The 17,275-nt window shown below is 71.8% G+C and carries 17 protein-coding genes; 8 read left to right on the top strand and 9 right to left on the bottom strand.

All coding sequences use genetic code 11. From position 1 onward, the window contains the following. The 3 genes from VMF51_RS19795 to VMF51_RS19785 form a co-directional block, all read left to right on the top strand. On the top strand, positions 1-1,583 hold a 1,583-nt coding region (locus VMF51_RS19795; protein ID WP_325476184.1), incomplete at its 5' end, for a cytochrome c oxidase subunit I. Beyond that, the gene (locus VMF51_RS19790) at positions 1,580-1,996 is read left to right on the top strand and encodes a cytochrome c oxidase subunit 4 (protein WP_325476183.1); all 417 of its coding nucleotides are present in this window, start codon (positions 1,580-1,582) and stop codon (positions 1,994-1,996) included. The genes VMF51_RS19795 and VMF51_RS19790, both read left to right, overlap by 4 nt. 118 nt (positions 1,997-2,114) lie before the next feature. Then, complete coding sequence (locus VMF51_RS19785) at positions 2,115-3,326, top strand: L,D-transpeptidase (protein WP_325476182.1); 1,212 nt, start codon at positions 2,115-2,117, stop codon at positions 3,324-3,326. Positions 3,327-3,338: 12 nt separating this feature from the next. On the opposite strand, the gene VMF51_RS19780 is transcribed toward VMF51_RS19785, so the two are convergent. The 5 genes from VMF51_RS19780 to VMF51_RS19760 form a co-directional block, all read right to left on the bottom strand. Beyond that, positions 3,339-4,373 (bottom strand): LLM class flavin-dependent oxidoreductase, encoded by a 1,035-nt coding sequence (locus VMF51_RS19780; protein WP_325476181.1) that lies wholly within the window; start codon positions 4,371-4,373, stop codon positions 3,339-3,341. Positions 4,374-4,493: 120 nt separating this feature from the next. After that, a complete protein-coding gene (locus VMF51_RS19775; protein WP_325476180.1) occupies positions 4,494-6,245 on the bottom strand; it encodes a cytochrome bc complex cytochrome b subunit in 1,752 nt (583 codons plus the stop codon). Continuing rightward, a complete protein-coding gene (locus VMF51_RS19770; RefSeq protein WP_325476179.1) occupies positions 6,245-7,306 on the bottom strand; it encodes a ubiquinol-cytochrome c reductase iron-sulfur subunit in 1,062 nt (353 codons plus the stop codon). The genes VMF51_RS19775 and VMF51_RS19770 overlap by 1 nt, the downstream gene beginning before the upstream one ends. Further along, positions 7,303-8,178: a c-type cytochrome gene (locus VMF51_RS19765; RefSeq protein WP_325476178.1), complete on the bottom strand. Its 876-nt coding sequence runs from the start codon at positions 8,176-8,178 to the stop codon at positions 7,303-7,305. Before VMF51_RS19765 ends, VMF51_RS19770 begins: the two co-directional genes overlap by 4 nt. Positions 8,179-8,208: 30 nt before the next feature. Beyond that, on the bottom strand, positions 8,209-8,814 hold the full coding sequence (locus VMF51_RS19760; protein WP_325476186.1) for a heme-copper oxidase subunit III: 606 nt from the start codon (positions 8,812-8,814) through the stop codon (positions 8,209-8,211). 106 nt (positions 8,815-8,920) lie between these two features. On the opposite strand from VMF51_RS19760, the gene VMF51_RS19755 reads away from it, so the two are divergent. From VMF51_RS19755 to trpD, 3 genes are all read left to right on the top strand, one after another. Beyond that, positions 8,921-9,874, top strand: a complete 954-nt coding sequence (locus VMF51_RS19755; protein ID WP_325476177.1) for a cytochrome c oxidase assembly protein — start codon at positions 8,921-8,923, stop codon at positions 9,872-9,874. A gap of 70 nt (positions 9,875-9,944) precedes the next feature. Continuing rightward, positions 9,945-10,349: a hypothetical protein gene (locus VMF51_RS19750; protein WP_325476185.1), complete on the top strand. Its 405-nt coding sequence runs from the start codon at positions 9,945-9,947 to the stop codon at positions 10,347-10,349. Between the two features lies 1 nt (position 10,350). Then, positions 10,351-11,376, top strand: coding sequence for an anthranilate phosphoribosyltransferase (trpD, locus tag VMF51_RS19745; protein ID WP_325476176.1), 1,026 nt, complete (start codon positions 10,351-10,353; stop codon positions 11,374-11,376). An 18-nt stretch (positions 11,377-11,394) separates the two neighbouring features. On the opposite strand, the gene VMF51_RS19740 is transcribed toward trpD, so the two are convergent. The 4 genes from VMF51_RS19740 to VMF51_RS19725 are packed head-to-tail and all read right to left on the bottom strand — an operon-like array spanning position 11,395 to position 15,537. Continuing rightward, entirely contained in the window at positions 11,395-12,015 is a 621-nt protein-coding gene (locus tag VMF51_RS19740; protein ID WP_325476175.1) for a hypothetical protein, read from the bottom strand. A 35-nt stretch (positions 12,016-12,050) separates the two neighbouring features. Next, complete coding sequence (locus tag VMF51_RS19735) at positions 12,051-13,463, bottom strand: hypothetical protein (protein WP_325476174.1); 1,413 nt, start codon at positions 13,461-13,463, stop codon at positions 12,051-12,053. Positions 13,464-13,466: 3 nt separating this feature from the next. Continuing rightward, the gene (locus VMF51_RS19730; RefSeq protein ID WP_090852370.1) at positions 13,467-13,745 is read right to left on the bottom strand and encodes an Lrp/AsnC family transcriptional regulator; all 279 of its coding nucleotides are present in this window, start codon (positions 13,743-13,745) and stop codon (positions 13,467-13,469) included. 10 nt (positions 13,746-13,755) lie between these two features. Then, positions 13,756-15,537: a DEDD exonuclease domain-containing protein gene (locus tag VMF51_RS19725; RefSeq protein ID WP_325476173.1), complete on the bottom strand. Its 1,782-nt coding sequence runs from the start codon at positions 15,535-15,537 to the stop codon at positions 13,756-13,758. Between the two features lie 124 nt (positions 15,538-15,661). Here VMF51_RS19725 and VMF51_RS19720 point away from each other — a divergent pair, with 124 nt between their 5' ends. Both VMF51_RS19720 and VMF51_RS19715 read left to right on the top strand, forming a co-directional pair. After that, on the top strand, positions 15,662-15,922 hold the full coding sequence (locus tag VMF51_RS19720) for a hypothetical protein (RefSeq protein WP_325476172.1): 261 nt from the start codon (positions 15,662-15,664) through the stop codon (positions 15,920-15,922). Between the two features lie 6 nt (positions 15,923-15,928). Next, a complete protein-coding gene (locus tag VMF51_RS19715; RefSeq protein WP_325476171.1) occupies positions 15,929-17,224 on the top strand; it encodes an NYN domain-containing protein in 1,296 nt (431 codons plus the stop codon). Positions 17,225-17,275 lie beyond the last annotated feature (51 nt).

The raw sequence follows: 17,275 nt of genomic DNA, 5'->3' as shown, positions 1-17,275 counted from the left end.
AGCTCGGCGCGCCGAACAACACGCTCGTCACTCCGACTGTCTACAACCAGCTCTTCACGATGCACGGGACGACGATGGTCTTCCTGTTCATCGTCCCCTTCATGGCGGGGCTGGCGAACTACTTCGTGCCGCTGATGATCGGGGCCCGCGACATGGCGTTCCCGCGGCTGAACGCGCTGTCCTACTGGCTGCTGCTGGCGGGCGGGATCGTGTTCTACGCCTCGATCTTCTGGAACCCGCCGGAAGCGGGCTGGGTCAGCTTCCTGCCGCTCGCCAACCAGCACTTCTCGCCGACCGGCGGCGAGGACGCCTGGATCTACCTGATCCACCTCACCGGCCTCTCCTCCCTGCTCGGCGCGATCAACTTCTACGCGACGATCGCGAACATGCGCGCCCGCGGCATGAGCTGGGGCCGCCTGCCGCTGTTCATCTGGACGATCCTGACCTACTCGGTGCTGCTGATCTTCGCGCTGCCGGTGATCGCCGCCGCCGTCACGCTGCTGCTCACCGAACGCCATTTCGGCACCCACTTCTTCGACGCGGCGACCGGCGGCTCGCCGATCCTCTGGCAGCACCTGTTCTGGTTCTTCGGGCACCCGGAGGTCTACATCATCGCGCTGCCGTTCTTCGGCATCGTGACGGAGATCCTCCCGGTGTTCAGCCGCAAGCCGCTCTTCGGGTACGTCGGCCTGGTCGGCGCGACGCTCGGCATCGCGATCCTCTCGGTCGCGGTGTGGGCGCACCACATGTTCGTGACCGGAGCGGTCGACCTGCCCTTCTTCTCGGGCATGACGTTCCTGATCGCGGTGCCGACAGGAGTGAAGTTCTTCAACTGGATCGGGACGATGTGGGGCGGATCCCTGTCCTTCGACACCCCGATGCTGTGGTCGATCGGCTTCCTGACGACCTTCCTCTTCGGTGGTCTGACCGGCATCATCCTGGCCAGCCCGCCGCTGGACTTCCACGTCTCCGACTCCTACTTCGTGGTCGCGCACTTCCACTACGTCGTCTTCGGCACCGTGGTGTTCGCGATGTTCGCCGGCTTCTACTTCTGGTGGCCGAAGATGACGGGCCGGATGCTCGACGAGCGCCTCGGCAAGCTGCACTTCTGGCTGCTGTTCGTCGGCTTCCACACGACCTTCCTCGTCCAGCACTGGCTGGGTGTCGAGGGCATGCCGCGTCGCTACGCGGACTACCTGCCCGGTGAGGGCTTCACCACCCTCAACCAGGTCTCCACCATCGGTGCCTTCCTGCTGAGCGCGTCGACGCTGCCGTTCTTCTACAACGTCTACGTCTCCCGCCGGGCGCCGAAGGTCGAGGTCGACGACCCGTGGGGTTGGGGCCGCTCCCTGGAGTGGGCCACCAGCTGCCCGCCGCCGCGCCACAACTTCGTGACGATCCCGCGGATACGCTCGGAGTCGCCGGCCTTCGACCTCCACCACCCGGAGATCGCAGCGCTGGAGCTGGAGGAGAACACCGCGGCCCGCGACGGCGAGCCGGCGGACGCACCTGACATGGAGGGCCGCGCCGAGCTGATCGACGAGCGGACCTCGGACGACGACCCGGAGGGCAAGCACCGATGAAGGCTGAAGCCTGGATCTTCGCGGCCTGCACCATCTTCCTGGCGCTGGTCACCCCCGCGTACTGGCTCGTCACGGACGCCAGCGACCACGGTGGCGACTGGACGGGGACGTCGGCGCTGGTCATGACCACGCTGCTGACCGCCATGGTCACGCTCTACCTCGGCTTCCACGCCCGCCGGATGGACCCCCGTCCGGAGGACCGCAAGGAGGCCGAGATCGCGGACGGCGCCGGCGAGCTCGGGTTCTTCCCGCCGTACTCCTGGTGGCCGCTGTGGTGCGCCCTGACGCTCAGCGTCATGGTGTTCGCGCTGGCCATGACCGCGTGGTGGCTGGTCATCATCGGCGGGGTGCTCGGATCGCTCGCCCTGTGCGGCCTGATCTTCGAGTACTACCGCGGGGAGCACGCGCACTGACGCCCACGTGACGCGCGCAGCACCCGTCGGTTTCTCGACCGGCGGGTGCTCGCGGTTACGCTTGACGAGCCGCCGGACCCCACGTCCGGCGGCTCGCCACGTCTTCCGGGAGTTCTGCATGTTCGTGAGCCGCGCTCGCACGGCCCTCGCCACCGGCACCGCCCTCGTCCTCGCCGCCACCCTGACCGCCTGCGACGCGGGCAACGCCCTCTCCGGAGGCAGCGACGACGAGACCCCGGGCGCCTCGCAGACCACCGCCGCGTCCGCACCGGCCGGACGCGTGGGCGCCAACGTGCGCGACGGCGCGACCGACGTGCCGGTCGACCAGATCCTCGCCGTGCGCGCGAAGGACGCTCGACTCACCAAGGTCAGTGTGGTCTCCGAGGCCGGCGAGGTCGCCGGTGCGCTGAGCGAGGACGAGACGACCTGGACCGCGTCCGCCCGCCTGGAGCCCGGGGCGTCGTACGTCCTGCGCGCCCGCGCCAGCGGCGACGACGGCCAGGCCGTCCGCCGGGTCACCCGGTTCAGCACCCAGGACCTCTCGCTCGACCAGCAGACCTACGCCTCCGTCGCGCCGCTCGCCGGCGAGACGGTCGGGGTCGGGATGCCGGTCGTGGTGTCCTTCGACGTGCCCGTGACCGACCGGGCCTCGATCGAGAAGCACCTCCAGGTCACCTCGAACCCCGTCCAGGGGGGCAGCTGGCGCTGGGTCAGCGACACCGAGGTGCACTGGCGCCCGAAGCGGTACTGGCAGGCCGGCACCGACGTCACGGTCGACGTCGACATCAACTCGGTGCCCGCCGGGGGCGGGATCTACGGCCAGGAGAGCCGCCGTGTCGAGTTCCACGTCGGCGACGCGAACGTCTACAAGGTGAACGCCAAGACCCACCAGATGCAGGTCTTCAGCAACGGCAAGCTGTTGCGCAAGCTCCCGATCACCACGGGCAAGGCCGGCTTCACGACCCGCTCGGGCGTCAAGGTCATCATGGAGAAGTCCGAGAAGCGGCGGATGAACTCCGAGACCGTCGGCATCTCCGCCGGCAGCGCCGAGGCCTACGACATCGACGACGTCCGCTGGGCGATGCGGCTGACCCACTCCGGCGAGTTCATCCACGCCGCGCCCTGGTCGGTGGGATCCCAGGGCCGCGCGAACGTCAGCCACGGCTGCACCGGCATGAGCACCGAGGACGCCGGCTGGCTCTACGCCATGAGCAAGCGCGGCGACGTCGTCGAGTACGTCGGCACCGACCGGCCGATGACCCTCGACAACGGGTACGGCGACTGGAACGCGTCGTTCGCCGAGTACCGCCAGGGCTCCGCGCTCAGCTGACCCGAGCGGTCGTCAGTCGGCCAGCAGCTCGCGCACCCGCGGGGCCACCTTGGTGCCGTAGAGCTCGATCGTGCGCATCAGGTGCTCGTGCGGCATCGGGCCGTTGCTGTACTTCAGGTCGAAGCGGTCGATCCCGAGCGTCCGCACCGTCGTCGCGATCTTGTGCGCGACGGTCTCGGGGGAGCCGACGTACAGCGATCCGCCCGCGACCTCCCGCTCGAAGTCGAGTCGGGTGGCCGGCGGCCAGCCGCGCTCGGCGCCGATCCGGTCCCGGTTGGCCTTGAAGTGCGGGAAGAGCAGCTCCTTGGCCTCCTCGTCGGTGTCGAAGACGAAGCCGGGGGAGTGCACCAGGATCGGCTGCGCCGGCTGTCCGAGCTCGTCGAGCGCGCGACGGTAGAGGTCCGTGTACGGCGCGAAGCGGGCCGGTTCACCGCCGATGATCGCGAGCGCCAGCGGGAAGCCGTAGCGCGCGGCGCGGACGACCGACTCGGGGGAGCCGCCGACGCCGACCCACGCCGGCAGGCTGCCGCGCTCGGTGGGGGGATGCACGCGGGCGCCGACCAGCGGGCCGCGCACCGTGCCCTCCCAGGTGACCTCGCCCTCCGAGCGCAGCGCGGCGAACAGGTCGAGCTTCTCGCTGAAGAGCCGCTCGTAGTCGCCGAGGTCGAAGCCGAAGAGCGGGAACGACTCGGTGAACGAGCCGCGGCCGAGGGTGACCTCCGCCCGACCGTTCGAGATCGCGTCGAGCGTGGCGAAGCGCTCGTAGACGCGCACGGGGTCGTCGGAGCTCAGTACCGTCACCGCGGTGCCCAGCACGATGCGCTCGGTGCGGGCGGCGATCGCGCTCAGCACGACGTCCGGTGCGGAGACGGCGTAGTCGTCGCGGTGGTGCTCCCCGACGCCGAACGCGTCCACGCCGACCCGGTCGGCGAGCACGCCCTGCTCGACGGTGTTGCGCACGACCTGTGCGGGCGAGAGGGGAGTGCCGTCCAGGCCGACGGTGACGTCGCCGAACGTGTCGAGGCCGAGCTGGATGCCGGTGCTCATGATTGCCGTCCTCCGGTAGTCGTTGCCGGTTCAACCACTCTGCCCCGCGGCGCATTCCGGTCCGAAATGGCACGAAGGCCCCGGGAGGTCCCGGGGCCTTCGTGACGGAGCGGTACGGCGTCAGTGACCGCCGCGGAGCGTCTCGCCGTCGACCGAGTGGTGGCCGTCGAACTGGTGGCCGTCGGCGGCGTGGCCGTCGAGCGAGGCCTGCAGCTCGTGCTCGTGCTCGGCGTGGTGGTGCGCCTCCTCGAGCTCCTCGGCCGTGGGCTTCTGGACGTTGTCGCCGAACCACAGCGTCGACAGCCGCGCCCGGAGGGCGTTCTTGCGGCTGGCCGGTGCTGCGATGCCGTTCTCGTCGACGTCGCCCTCGACCGTGTAGACCTCGTCGCGGTCCCGTGCGGTGAGCGTGTACGCCCTGGCGGGGCTGATCGGCAGGTGCTTCTCCGAGTAGCCGCCCTCGGGGGAGCGCATGATGATGCCGGTCTCGTAGCCGTGCAGCAGCTTCTCGTTGTCGTGCCGCTGCAGCGAGATGCACCAGCGCCGGGTGATCAGGAACGCGATCACCGGCCCGACGAAGACCAGGAACCGCAGCCAGTACGTGATCGTGTTGATCGACATGTGGAGCTTGATCGCGATGATGTCGTTGCCGCCGGCGGCCCAGAGGATGCCGTAGAAGGTCATCAGCGCGACCATCAGCGCGGTGCGCGTCGGAGCGTTGCGCGGGCGCTGCAGCAGGTGGTGGTCCCGCTTGTCGCCGGTGATCCAGGACTCCAGGAACGGCAGCAGCATCAGGATCGTGAACATCAGGCCGGGGAGCACGATGATCGGCAGGAAGACGTTCCAGGCGATGGTGAAGTCGCCCCACAGGTGGGTCTCCCAGCCGGGCATGATCCGCAGCGCGCCGTCCGGCCAGCCCATGTACCAGTCGGGCTGGGAGCCCGCGGTCACCTTGGACGGGTCGTACGGTCCGTACATCCAGACCGGGTTGATCTGCATCAGGCCACCCATGAGCGCGGTGACGCCGAAGACGATGAAGAAGAACCCGCCGGCCTTGGCGGCGTACACCGGCAGCATCGGGAAGCCCACGACGTTCTGCTCGGTGCGGCCGGGACCAGGCCACTGGGTGTGCTTGTGGTACACGAGCAGGAGCATGTGGGCCGCGATCAGGGCGAGCAGCAGGCCCGGGATCAGCAGCACGTGGATGATGTAGAGCCGGGGGATGATCGCGTCGCCGGGGAACTCGCCGCCGAAGAGGAAGAACGAGAGGTACGTCCCCACGACGGGGATCGACTTCATGAACCCGTCGGCGGCGCGGACGCCGGTGCCCGAGAGCAGGTCGTCGGGGAGCGAGTAGCCGGTGAAGCCCTCCAGGGTGCCGAGCAGCAGCAGCAGCGACCCGATCACCCAGTTGAGCTCGCGGGGCTTGCGGTGCGCGCCCGTGAAGAACACCCGGAGCAGGTGGATCATCATCGAGGCGATGAACAGCATCGCCGCCCAGTGGTGCATCTGCCGCATGAGCAGACCGCCGCGGACGTCGAACGAGATGTTGAGCGTGGAGACCATGGCCTCCGACATCGCGATGCCGCGCAGCTGGTCGTAGGAGCCCTCGTAGTGGACCTCGCTCATGCTGGGGGTGAACCACAGCGTGAGGAAGACACCGCTGAGCAGCAGGACGACGAAGCTCCACAGCGCGATCTCGCCGAGCATGAAGGACCAGTGGTCGGGGAAGACCTTGCGCAGGTTCTTCTTGGCCATCGTGGCCAGGCCGAGCCGGTCGTCGGCCCAGGTCGCGACGGCGCCGGCCTTGCTGGGCTTGGCCGGGGTCGCCGCCGAGCTGTTGCTCGACGCGACCTTGCTGGTGTCGATGGCCATCAGGAATCACGCTCCCAGAAGCTTGGTCCGACGGGCTCGGTGAAGTCGCTCTGGGCGACGATGTACCCCTCGGAGTCGACCGCGATCGGCAGCTGGGGCAGCGCCCGGGCCGCGGGGCCGAAGATCACGCGTCCCGCGTCGGCCAGGTCGAAGGTCGACTGGTGGCACGGGCACAGCAGGTGGTGGGTCTTGCGCTCGTTCAGCGAGATCGGGCAGCCGACGTGAGTGCAGATCTTGGAGTAGCAGAGGATCCCGTCGACGCTCCAGTTCTCGCGTCCCCGGGCGGGGGTGTTGTCGGCCGGGTCCATGCGGATCAGGACGACGGCAGCCTTGGACTTCGCCACCTGGAGCGGCACGCCCTCGATGAGCGGCTGGCCGTTCTCGTCGGTCTCGAAGATCGCGGCGGGCTCGGCGTTGAACAGGTCGCCGATCTCGACGTCGGAGGGGCGGATCGGCGTGCCGACGACGTCGCGCACGACGCGCATGCCCTTCTTCCACACGGTGTGCTCGAGGCCGGCGCCGGTCTCGGCGTCGGACACCTGCGCGTTGGTGGGGCCGAGGTCGCGCAGCAGCACGACGGCGGGCGCGCCGAGGATCGCTACGGCGCCCAGCAGCGAGTTGCGGACCAGGGGCCGACGGGCGATGCCGGACTCCTCGAGGCCGGCCTGCAGCGCGGCGACGGTGAGCGCGCGGTCCTCGTCGCTGGAGGCGGCCGGGTGGCGCTGCTCGGTGAGCTCCACGTCGGCCATGAGCTTGCGGGCCCACTGGATGATGCCGACGCCGATGAGCAGCAGGGCGCCACCCAGGCTGGCGCCGAGGGCGACGTTCGAGGCGCCCATGCCCAGGACCGTGTCGTGGTTGTCGCCGACCTCGAGAGCGAAGTAGGCGACCACGAAGAGCACCGCGCAGACGGCGGACAGCCCGAACAGGGCGGCGACCTGGCGCTCGGCGCGCTTCTCGGCCTTGGGGTCCACATCGGTCGGGCGCCAGTGGTGCTCGGGCAGGCCCGGGTTGTCGATCGGCTCCTCCACCTGGACGGGGAGGTTGTCGTGGCCGCTCACGCTTCCACCTTCTTCTTCTTCGTCGTGCGCGTCGTGTGGGCCGCGATCCAGACGGCGAAGCCCACGAGGCCTCCGATGCCGATCAGCCAGGCGAACATGCCCTCGGAGACGGGGCCGAGACCACCGAGGGTGAAGCCGCCGTACGAGGGCTGCTCACGCAGGGAGTAGAGGTAGGCGATGACGTCGCGCTTCTCCTCGGGCGACAGGTTGCCGTTCGAGAAGCTGTCCATCTGGCCGGGGCCGGTGAGCATGGCCTCGTAGATGTGGACGGCCTCGGTGTCGCTGAGGTTGGGCGCGAAACCGCCCTGGGGCATGGCGCCGCCCTTGCCGTTGAAGTTGTGGCAGGCGGTGCAGTTGGTGAGGAAGATCTGGCCACCGCGGGAGATCGCGGCCTCGCGCTCCTCCTCGGTGAGACCCGCGACGGAGTACTCCTCCGGGTTGGGCCGGGCGGGGCCGGGGCCGAGGGAGGCGACGAAGGCGGCGAGCTGCTCGACCTCCTCGTCGGAGAACGTCCGCGGCTTGACCTGGCCCTGGACGCCGGGCTGGGCCAGCGGCATGCGGCCGGTCTCGACCTGGAAGTGCACGGCGGCGGCGCCGACGCCCACCAGCGAGGGGCCGTAGTTGTCACCGTTGACGGTGGCGATGCCCTCGCCGTTCTGACCGTGGCAGAACGAGCAGCCCTGGAGGAAGAGCTTGCGCCCCTCCTCGACCTGGACGGCGTTGCTCTGCGCGTCCTCGGCCTGGGAGCTGGGCATCACCGCGTAGGTGATCCCACCGGTGGTGAGGAGTCCGATGAGGAGCAGCGCCAACCCGGCGAGGCGGCTGCGGCGATGCCGCGAGAGTCGACCGGCGGAGCGGTTGAGGAAACGCACGAATTGGTCCTTGCGAGTCGGCGGGGCGGGCTACTTGACGAGGTAGATCGTGGCGAAGAGCCCGATCCAGACCACGTCGACGAAGTGCCAGTAGTAGGAGACGACGATCGCGCTGACCGCCTGCTCGTGGGTGAACCGGCGGGCGATGTAGGTGCGTCCGAGGACGAACAGGAACGCGATCAGGCCGCCGGTGACATGGATCCCGTGGAACCCGGTGGTGAGGTAGAACATCGTGCCGTAGGCCGAGTCCTGGATGGTCACGCCCTCCTGCACGAGGGTGGCGTACTCGACGGCCTGGCCGGCGACGAAGACGGCGCCCATCACGTAGGTGAGGATGAACCACTCGCGCAGGCCCCAGCCCTTGACCTGGAAGACCGAGCCGGTGCGGCCCACCTGACCGCGCTCGGCGGCGAAGACGCCGAGCTGGCACGTCAGTGACGACAGCACCAGGATCGTGGTGTTCACCGCGGCGAACGGGATGTTCAGGATCTCGGTGTTCTGCGCCCACAGGTCGGGGCTGACCGACCGGATCGTGAAGTACGACGCGAAGAGCGCCGCGAAGAACATGAGCTCACTCGAGAGCCAGATGATTGTCCCGACGCTGACCATGCTCGGTCGGTCGTGGTGCCCGTGCAGACGGGATGCCGGAATGGTCGTTGCTGTCGCCACGCGGTCATTATGTCGTGACCGGTTCTCGTAGCCACCCCGACCCCCTGATGGAGGGGGTCTTAAACTTCACAGAGTGCTGAACCCTGCGGTGACGACCGCGCTGACCACCGTGCTCACGGCCTCTCCCGACCTCCCCGAGCCGTCCTTCGGGGGGTTCTTCACCGAGTGGTCGCTGGCGCCCCTGCCGTTCGTGCTGACGGTGTGGGCCGTGGGTCTCTACCTGTGGGGAGTGCTCTCGCTGCGGCGCCGCGGCGACCGCTGGCCGATCGGTCGGACGATCGCCTTCGTCGTGGTCGGGATGGGCTCGTTCTACGTCGCGACGGCGTCGGGACTGGCGGCGTACGACTCGACGCTGCTGAGCGTGCACATGGTCCAGCACATGGTGCTCTCGATGGTCGTGCCGATGGCGCTCGCGCTCGGTGCGCCGGTCACTCTCGCGCTGCGCACCCTGCCGGCGTCGCCGCGGCGCTGGCTGCTGGCCGCGCTGCACTCGCCGGTGGCCCGGGTGCTGTCCTTCCCGCCGCTGGCCTTCGCCCTCTACATCGTCTCGCCGTGGGCGCTCTACTTCACCGGCTGGTACGACGCGTCGCTGTCGTCGACGTACGTCCACGAGATGATGCACATCCACCTGGTGCTCGTCGGGTCGCTGTTCTTCTGGCCGCTGATGGGCGTCGACCCGGTCCCCGGGCGGGTGGGCTACCCGTTCCGGGTGGCGCTGACGGTGCTCACGCTGCCGTTCCACGCCTTCCTCGGCGTCACGATCATGGGCCAGGAGTCGCTGATCGGCGGCGATCACTACCTCGCGCTGCGGGACGGGCCGATGGGCGCCTGGCTCCCGAACGCCGCCGACGACCAGCACCTGGCGGGCGGGATCCTGTGGGCGTCCGGCGATCTGGTGGGCCTCACGTTCTTTGGGGTGCTGTTCTTCCAGTGGGTGCGCTCCTCGATGAAGGAGGCCGAGCGCGAGGACCGGCGTCTCGACCTCCTGGAGGCCCGGGAGCGGGCCGCCAGCCACGCCGAGCGCTGAGCGGCGCTTCGCGGAGGTCCGTGGGCACGCGACCCGTGGACGTCGTACGATCGCGCACGTGAGCGAGCCGATGAAGCCTCTCCAGGTGCTGGTCTACAGCGACGACGTCAACACCCGGCAGCAGGTGATCCTGGCCCTGGGGCGTCGTCCTCACCCGGATCTGCCCGAGCTGGAGTACGTCGAGGTCGCGACCGAGCCGGTCGTGCTGCAGAACATGGACTCCGGTCGCATCGACCTGGCGATCCTCGACGGCGAGGCCGTGCCCGCCGGCGGGATGGGGATCGCCAAGCAGCTCAAGGACGAGATCTACCAGTGCCCGCCCGTGCTCGTGCTGACCGGCCGGCCGCAGGACGCGTGGCTGGCCACTTGGTCGCGGGCCGAGGCCGCCGTGCCGCACCCGCTCGACCCGATCCAGCTGGCCGAGTCCGTGATCGCGCTGCTGCGCTCGCGGGTCCCCGCCGCCGCCACCAGCTGAGGTGACGACCTGGCCTGAGGTCCTCGGCGCGCTCGTCGCCGGGGAGGACCTGTCCGCCGACCAGACGGCGTGGGCGATGGGTGAGCTGCTCGCCGGCGAGGCGACGCCCGTGCAGGTCGCCGGCTTCGCGGTCGCGCTGCGCGCCAAGGGCGAGACCATCGCCGAGGTGAGCGGGCTCGTGGACGCCATGCTGGCCCGCGCGACCCCGATCTCGGTCGAGGGCCGGCTGCTCGACGTCGTCGGCACCGGTGGCGACCGCTCGATGTCGGTCAACATCTCGACGATGGCGGCCATCGTGGCCGCCGGCGCGGGGGCGCGGGTCGTCAAGCACGGCAACCGCTCGGCGTCGTCGAAGTCGGGATCGGCCGACGTGCTGGAGGAGCTCGGCATCCGGCTCGACCTGCCGGCCCCCCGGGTCGCCGAGGTCGCGGCCGAGGCCGGCATCACCTTCTGCTTCTCCGCCGCCTTCCACCCCGCGATGCGGCACGCCGCCGTGGCCCGACGCGAGCTGGGCATCGGCACCACGTTCAACTTCCTGGGTCCGCTGACCAACCCCACCCGCCCGGCCGCCCAGGCGATCGGCTGCGCCGACCCGCGGATGGCGCCGGTGATGGCCGGGGTGTACGCCGACCGCGGGGTCGACGCCTGGGTCTTCCGTGGGGACGACGGGCTCGACGAGCTCACCACGACGACCACCTCGTCGGTGTGGGTCGTGCACGACGGGCAGGTCACGACCGCGACGGTCGACCCGGCGGCGTACGGCCTGGCGCCGGCGACCACCGAGGACCTCCGCGGCGGCGACGCCGTCCACAACGCCGACGTCGTACGACGGGTGATGGCGGGGGAGCGCGGTCCGGTCCGCGACGCCGTGCTGCTCAACGCGGGTGCGGCACTCGCCGTGCACGGGACGCCGGGCGAGCCGGTCGACACCGCGCTCGCTGCCGGGATGGAGCGGGCCCGGGAGGCGGTGGACTCCGGCGCCGCGGCCGCACTGCTGGACCGCTGGGTGGCGGCCACCTCGGCCTGAGCCGCTGGGAGCTCGACCTCAGAGGTCGAGGACGTACTCCGGGCCGTGCGGCCGGAAGCCGACGTGGGCGTAGTACGCGCCGACCATGGTGGGCGCGGTCAGCACCTGGCGGTAGCCGAGGTCGCGCAGCGCGTCGCACCGGCGCCAGACGAACTCGCCGGGGGTGAAGTCGCGGTACTTCGGGGTGACGTAGTCCAGGCGGACCCGCGCGACGTCGCCGTCGGGGTGGACGACGACCACACCCACGGTCTCGTCGCCGCGCTGCACCACGAACGCGTGGTCGTCCTCGCGGACGCCGTCCCAGTCCGGCTGGAAGCGCACGATGTCCGCCCGGTGCAGGCGCAGCACGTAGGCCAGGTAGGCGTCGCCGGTGCCGACCTGGAGCACCTCGAACGCTGCGGCGTCGTGGGCCTGGCGGAGCAGCTTGACGATGAACCAGACGTTGATCGCGGCGAGCACGAGGTTCATCCCGACCATCGGCCAGACGCCGAGCAGCGCGTTGAACACCAGCAGGACCAGGCAGCCGATCAGGTTGAGCGTGCGGAAGCGGAGCACCCGCGCCTGCATGAGGGAGTACACCAGCAGGACGCTGCCGCCCCACCCCAGGACGTCGAGCCAGTGGTCTTCGAGCCAGGTCACCCGCTGAGGCTACGGCGCGGGACCGGCTCGCGGGCTCACATCCAGCCGGGCGGCGGCGCGAGCAGGGCGAGGTCGGGGGAGCGGTGCACGACCCGCCAGTCCTCGTGCAGGAGTGCGCGGCCCAGCGGGGACGAGGGCAGCACCAGCGCGTACGACACCCCGGTCTCGCGCACCAGCGTCCGCCACCCCCGCCGTACGGCGAGGATGTCGGTGTTGCGGCGCAGCTCCTCGATGGTGAACGTGTCGCCGTACCCGTGCATGACCGGGTCGAGCTGGGGGTGGCGCCACATCAGCCAGCCGCCGAGGTCCCAGTCGTTCAGCACGGGGGTGCCGTCCGGCAGCGCGTCGAGGGCCGGATCCGCCCAGGCGGGGCGCGCGGGCGGCTCGTCCGCCGTGTGGGGTACGACGGCCGCGAGCACCGCGAGCGCGAGCGCGGCGCCCCCGAGGACCACCACCCGCTCCGGGCGGGTCCAGGCCGGCCGGTCGCCGAGGCGGAGCTCCAGGGCGGTGGCGGCGACCGGGACGAGGAGCGCGGCCGCGACCGGGGCGGTGCGGCCCGACGCCGCGGCGGCGCCGACGGCGAGGACCAGCAGGCCGAGGCTCGTCAGGGTGCGTGCCTCGCGGAGGTGGCGCGTTCCGTCCCGTCCGCGCCGGGCCAGCGCGCCGACGGCGACGACGGCCAGCGCGAGCAGGGCCAGCAGCCGCGGGTCGGTGGGATCGGGGCGGCCCCACTCCGCGAAGAACTCGCGCCGCTCGTCGACGGCGAGCACGGCGCCGAGGAGCTTCGGGCCGACAGGCGTCACGAGGGTGGCCGCCGCGCTGAGGGCGACGACCGCGGCCGCGCGGGCGATCCGGGGCCACGACCGCTCCGGGGCCAGCACGGCGGCGACCACCGCGACCCCGCCGATCGCGAGACCGATCGGCCACATGCCGTGGCAGCACGCCCACAGCCAGGTGACGGCGATCAGCCACCACGGGGTCCGCCCCGACCGGGCGGCGGAGAGCCAGGCCGCCGCGGTCACCGCGACGAGGAGGTAGCTCAGCACCTGGGGACGCGCCGAGAGCCCCGAGCTGGACGCGATGAGGGCGAGGGCGGTCAGCGGCGCGGCGAGGAGCGGCTCGACCCAGCGGCGGGCGACGGCGTACAGGGTGAGCGCCAGGGCGACGAAGGCGAGCCCGCTCAGCCAGGCCACGCCGGGCAGTCCCCACCGGTCCTCGACCGTCGCCATCGCGACCTGGGGCAGCCACTGGGTGGGCACCCACTCGGCGGTCGCGAACGAGCTGACGCTGCCCGGGTCGCGCAGGGACCAGGCGCCGAGCAGCTCATGGCCGAAGCGCAGGTGGAAGTAGGTGTCCTGGTTGTCCAGCGGCTCGGCGGCGCGCACGGTCAGCACCGCGAGCACGACGAGCAGCAGGATCAGCGGGGCGAACCGCCGAGCCGCCGCCACCGGTCAGTCGAGGCCGAGCGAGAACGCCGACTCCAGGTCGTGGCGGGAGTAGGCGCGGAAGGCGATGTGGGTCTCCGTGGCGGTGACGCCGGGGACCTTGTTGAGCCGGTCGGCGACGACCGCCGCGATGTCGTCGTGCTCCCGGACCCGGACCAGGGCGATCAGGTCGATCTGGCCGGTGACGGAGTAGACCTCGCTGACGCCGTCGAGCGCGGCGATCGCCTCGGCCACCTCGGGGATGCGGGCGACGTCGGCCTTCACGAACACGATGGCGGTGATCATGCTCCGCACGCTACCGGGCCGGCTGGTGCACGGGCGCCAGGTCGCGGCGGTCGGCGAACGGCACCAGCGAGCGGCGGGACTCGGCCACGGCGTCGTGCAGGGCGAGATGGCGCGTGGCGCCCGCGACCGGGCAGACCCACTCGCCGTCGACCTCGACCAGGCGGATGCCGGGCGACTCCAGCCAGCGGAGCACCTTCTCGGTCTCCTCCGCGGTCGCCGCCGGCACCGGCCCGGGGGCGCCTCGGACGGTCTCGGCCGCCGACCGCAGCTCGCGCACGAACTGGTGGGCGTCCGCGCCCGCGGGGATCACCCCGGAGGCCGCGAGCCGGCCGAACCGGACGACGTGGACGGCCCAGCAGCCGTCGTCCTCGCGGCGGGCCGCGACGACCTCGGGGCAGCGGGTCAGCGCCGAGAGGCGCTGGGTGCGGGCGGCGGCCCGGATGAACGAGGCGAGCCGGTCGCGGTGGGTGCCGGCCTCCTCGAAGCGCTCGTCCTCGGCCAGCGCGGCCATCCGGACGTTGATCGCCTCGACGACCTCGTCGGGGCGACTGAGCAGGGTCTCGCGCAGCTGGCGCACGACGGCGGCGTACGTCGCCTCGTCGACGCTGCCGTCGCACGGCGAGAGGCACCGGCCGAGCTCGGCCAGCACGCACGGCGTGCGCGAGGGGACCCGGCCCATCCGCTCCGAGCACTGCCGCACCGGGAACGTGTCGTGGAGCGCAGCGAGACACTTCTCGGCGGCCTTCTTGGAGCCGAACGGGCCGAGGTAGTCGGCGTCGTCGTCGAGGACGCGCTTGACCAGCGAGAGCCGGGGCCACGGCTCGCGGGTCAGCTTGATGAAGGTGACCTTCTCGGGGAAGCGCGAGCGGCGGTTGTAGCGGGGCTTGTGCTCGGCGATCAGCCGCAGCTCGCGCACCTCGGCCTCCAGCGACGTCGCGCACTCGATGCCGGTGACCTTCGCCGCCAGGCCCACCATCTCGCCCATCCGGGAGCGGGTCTCGGAGGCGGTGAAGTAGCTGCGGACGCGGGTGCGCAGGTCGCGGGAGGTGCCGACGTAGAGGACCCGCTCGCTGTCGTCGCGGAAGAGGTAGACGCCGGGGGAGTGCGGCAGGCCCTCCGCGAGGTGGCGCTTGCGGCGCTGAGCGGTGCTGACCCGTGCCGAGAAGGTCTGCAGCTCCTCGAGCGTGTGGACCCCGAGCCCGCCCAGCCGCTCCATCAGGCCGTGCAGGACGTCGACGGTCGCGCGGGCGTCGGACAGGGCGCGGTGGTTGGGGGTGGTGGAGGCGTTGAAGACGCGGGCCAGCGAGGAGAGCTTGCAGTTGGGGGCGTCGTCGCGGGTGATCACGCGGCGCGCGAGCCGGGCGGTGTCCAGCACCTCGAACGCGGGCCAGGCCCGGCCCTGCTGGGCGGCGAAGTGCTGCAGGAAGCCCACGTCGAACGGGGCGTTGTGGGCGACCAGCACGCATCCCCGGGCGAACTCCAGGAACGCCGGCAGCGCCGAGTCGATCGACGGCGCGCCCGCGACCATCGCGTTGCTGATGCCGGTGAGCACGGCGATGAACGGCGGGATCTCGGTGTGCGGGTCCACCAGGGTCTGGAACTCGCCGAGCACCTCGCCGCCCCGGACCTTCACCGCGCCGATCTCGGTGATCATCGCCCCACCCTGCGCCGAGCCGCCGGTGGTCTCGAGGTCGACCACGCAGAACGTCACGTCGCTCAGCCGACGGCCCAGCTCGTCGAAACTGCGTTGCGACTCCCAGCGGGAGCGCGCACCGTGGGTGGCGCTGCTCATGGGCTCGAACGTAGGTCGCGGCACCGACAATCCGCGGACGGCGCGCCCGGGCCGCTCAGGTGACCCGGGCGCGCCACTAGGGTTGAGCCTGTCCCGCGAGCACGCCACCTGAGGAGAACCACCTGTGAGCACCGTGATCCCCGACGCCGCGCACCGCTGGCGCTGCGCCGGCTGCGGCAACCTCACCCGCTTCGACGTCACCCGCACCCGTCGTACGACGGAGTACTGGCACTTCGACCTCGCCGGTGACCACCGGGTCGAGGAGACGGCCGTCGAGAGCGAGAGCGTCGAGTCGGTGACCTGCCGCTGGTGCGGCCGCGCCGACGCGATCGAGGTCATCTCCCGCAACGACGCCGTCGTCGCCAACGACCCGGCGGCCGGCTAGGCCACCATGTCCACCGGGCCCACGTCCGGCTCCGCCGGCCCAGCGCTGGACGCGCTGCCGGCGGCCGCCCGGTCGCGCGTCGTCACGCTCACGGCGGACGTGCTCCCTGCCGTCGTCCGGCTGCCGCCGGCGCTGCGCCGGGTCGCCGAGTTCGCGCCGGTACGCCGGGCGCGGCTCGGTGCGGGCGCGATCACGGCGGCGCTCGCCGACGAGGAGTTCCGCGAGCGGGTCGCCACCCAGGTGGCGGCCCGGACCTCGACCGACCGGGACGACGACGCGGCGGGGCGTGCCGCCCTGGCCTGGCTGCTCCGTCCGGAGGACTGGGGCGCCGTCGTCGAGGAGGCCGCCGCCGAGCTCGCCGAGCGGGACGACGCCGCGGAGCGGGACGAGGCGGAGGCGGCCCGGCTGCGCCAGCGGCTCGAGCAGGTCGAGCAGACCCTGCGCGAGGTCCGCGCCGCGCACAAGGTCCAGGTGGACGAGTACAAGGCCGAGGTCTCGACCCTGCGCCGCAAGCTGGGTGAGGCCCGGGCCGCGGAGCGCAGCGCCCGGGAGCAGGCCGAGACCGTCGCCCGCGGCGCCGACGAGCGGCGTGCCGAGGCCGAGACGGCGTCGGCGGCGCAGGACAAGGAGATCCGCCGGCTGCGCGGCCAGGTCGAGCGTGCCGAGGCCGAGGTCAGTGCCGGGCGCCGCGCCGCCCGCGCGGAGCGCGACGAGGGCAGCCTGCGGGCGCGGATGCTGCTCGACACCGTGCTGGAGGCCGCGGCCGGGCTGCAGCGCGAGCTGGCCCTCCCGCCGGTGTCGGGGGCGCCGGGGGAGCGGATCGAGCGCGAGCTGGCCGAGGCCGGCGCGCCGACGGCCGGCTCCACCGCCGTACCGGGTGGGGCGACGCCGACGGTCCTCGAGCAGTACCTCACCCTGCCCCGCGCCCGGCTGCTCGTCGACGGTTACAACGTCAGCAAGACCGCCTGGCCGGAGTCCTCGCTGGAGGCGCAGCGCACCCGGCTGCTCGGCGCCCTGGCCCCGCTCGTGGCCCGCACCGGGGTGGAGGCCACGGTCGTCTTCGACGCCGCGTCCAGCGCGACCCGCCCGGTGGTCCGGGTGCCGCGCGGGGTGAAGGTGCTCTTCAGCCCGGAGGGCGTCATCGCCGACGACGTCCTGCGCGAGCTGGTCGCCGCCGAGCCCCCGGGCCGGATGGTGGTCGTGGTCTCCAGCGACCGCGCCGTCGCCACCGACGTCGCCCGCGCCGGCGCCCGCGCCGTCGCGTCCGAGGCCCTCCTCGGCCTCCTCGCCCGCTCCTCCTGACCCCGCCGACCCGGCGTGAATGTGGTGCCGACCCGGCGCGAACTCGCGCCG

Origin of the sequence: Nocardioides sp., assembly GCF_035503875.1 — a bacterium.
Lineage (GTDB): Bacteria > Actinomycetota > Actinomycetes > Propionibacteriales > Nocardioidaceae > Nocardioides.
Note: the sequence above shows the minus strand (reverse complement) of the source record. Positions and strands in the feature narration are given on the sequence as shown.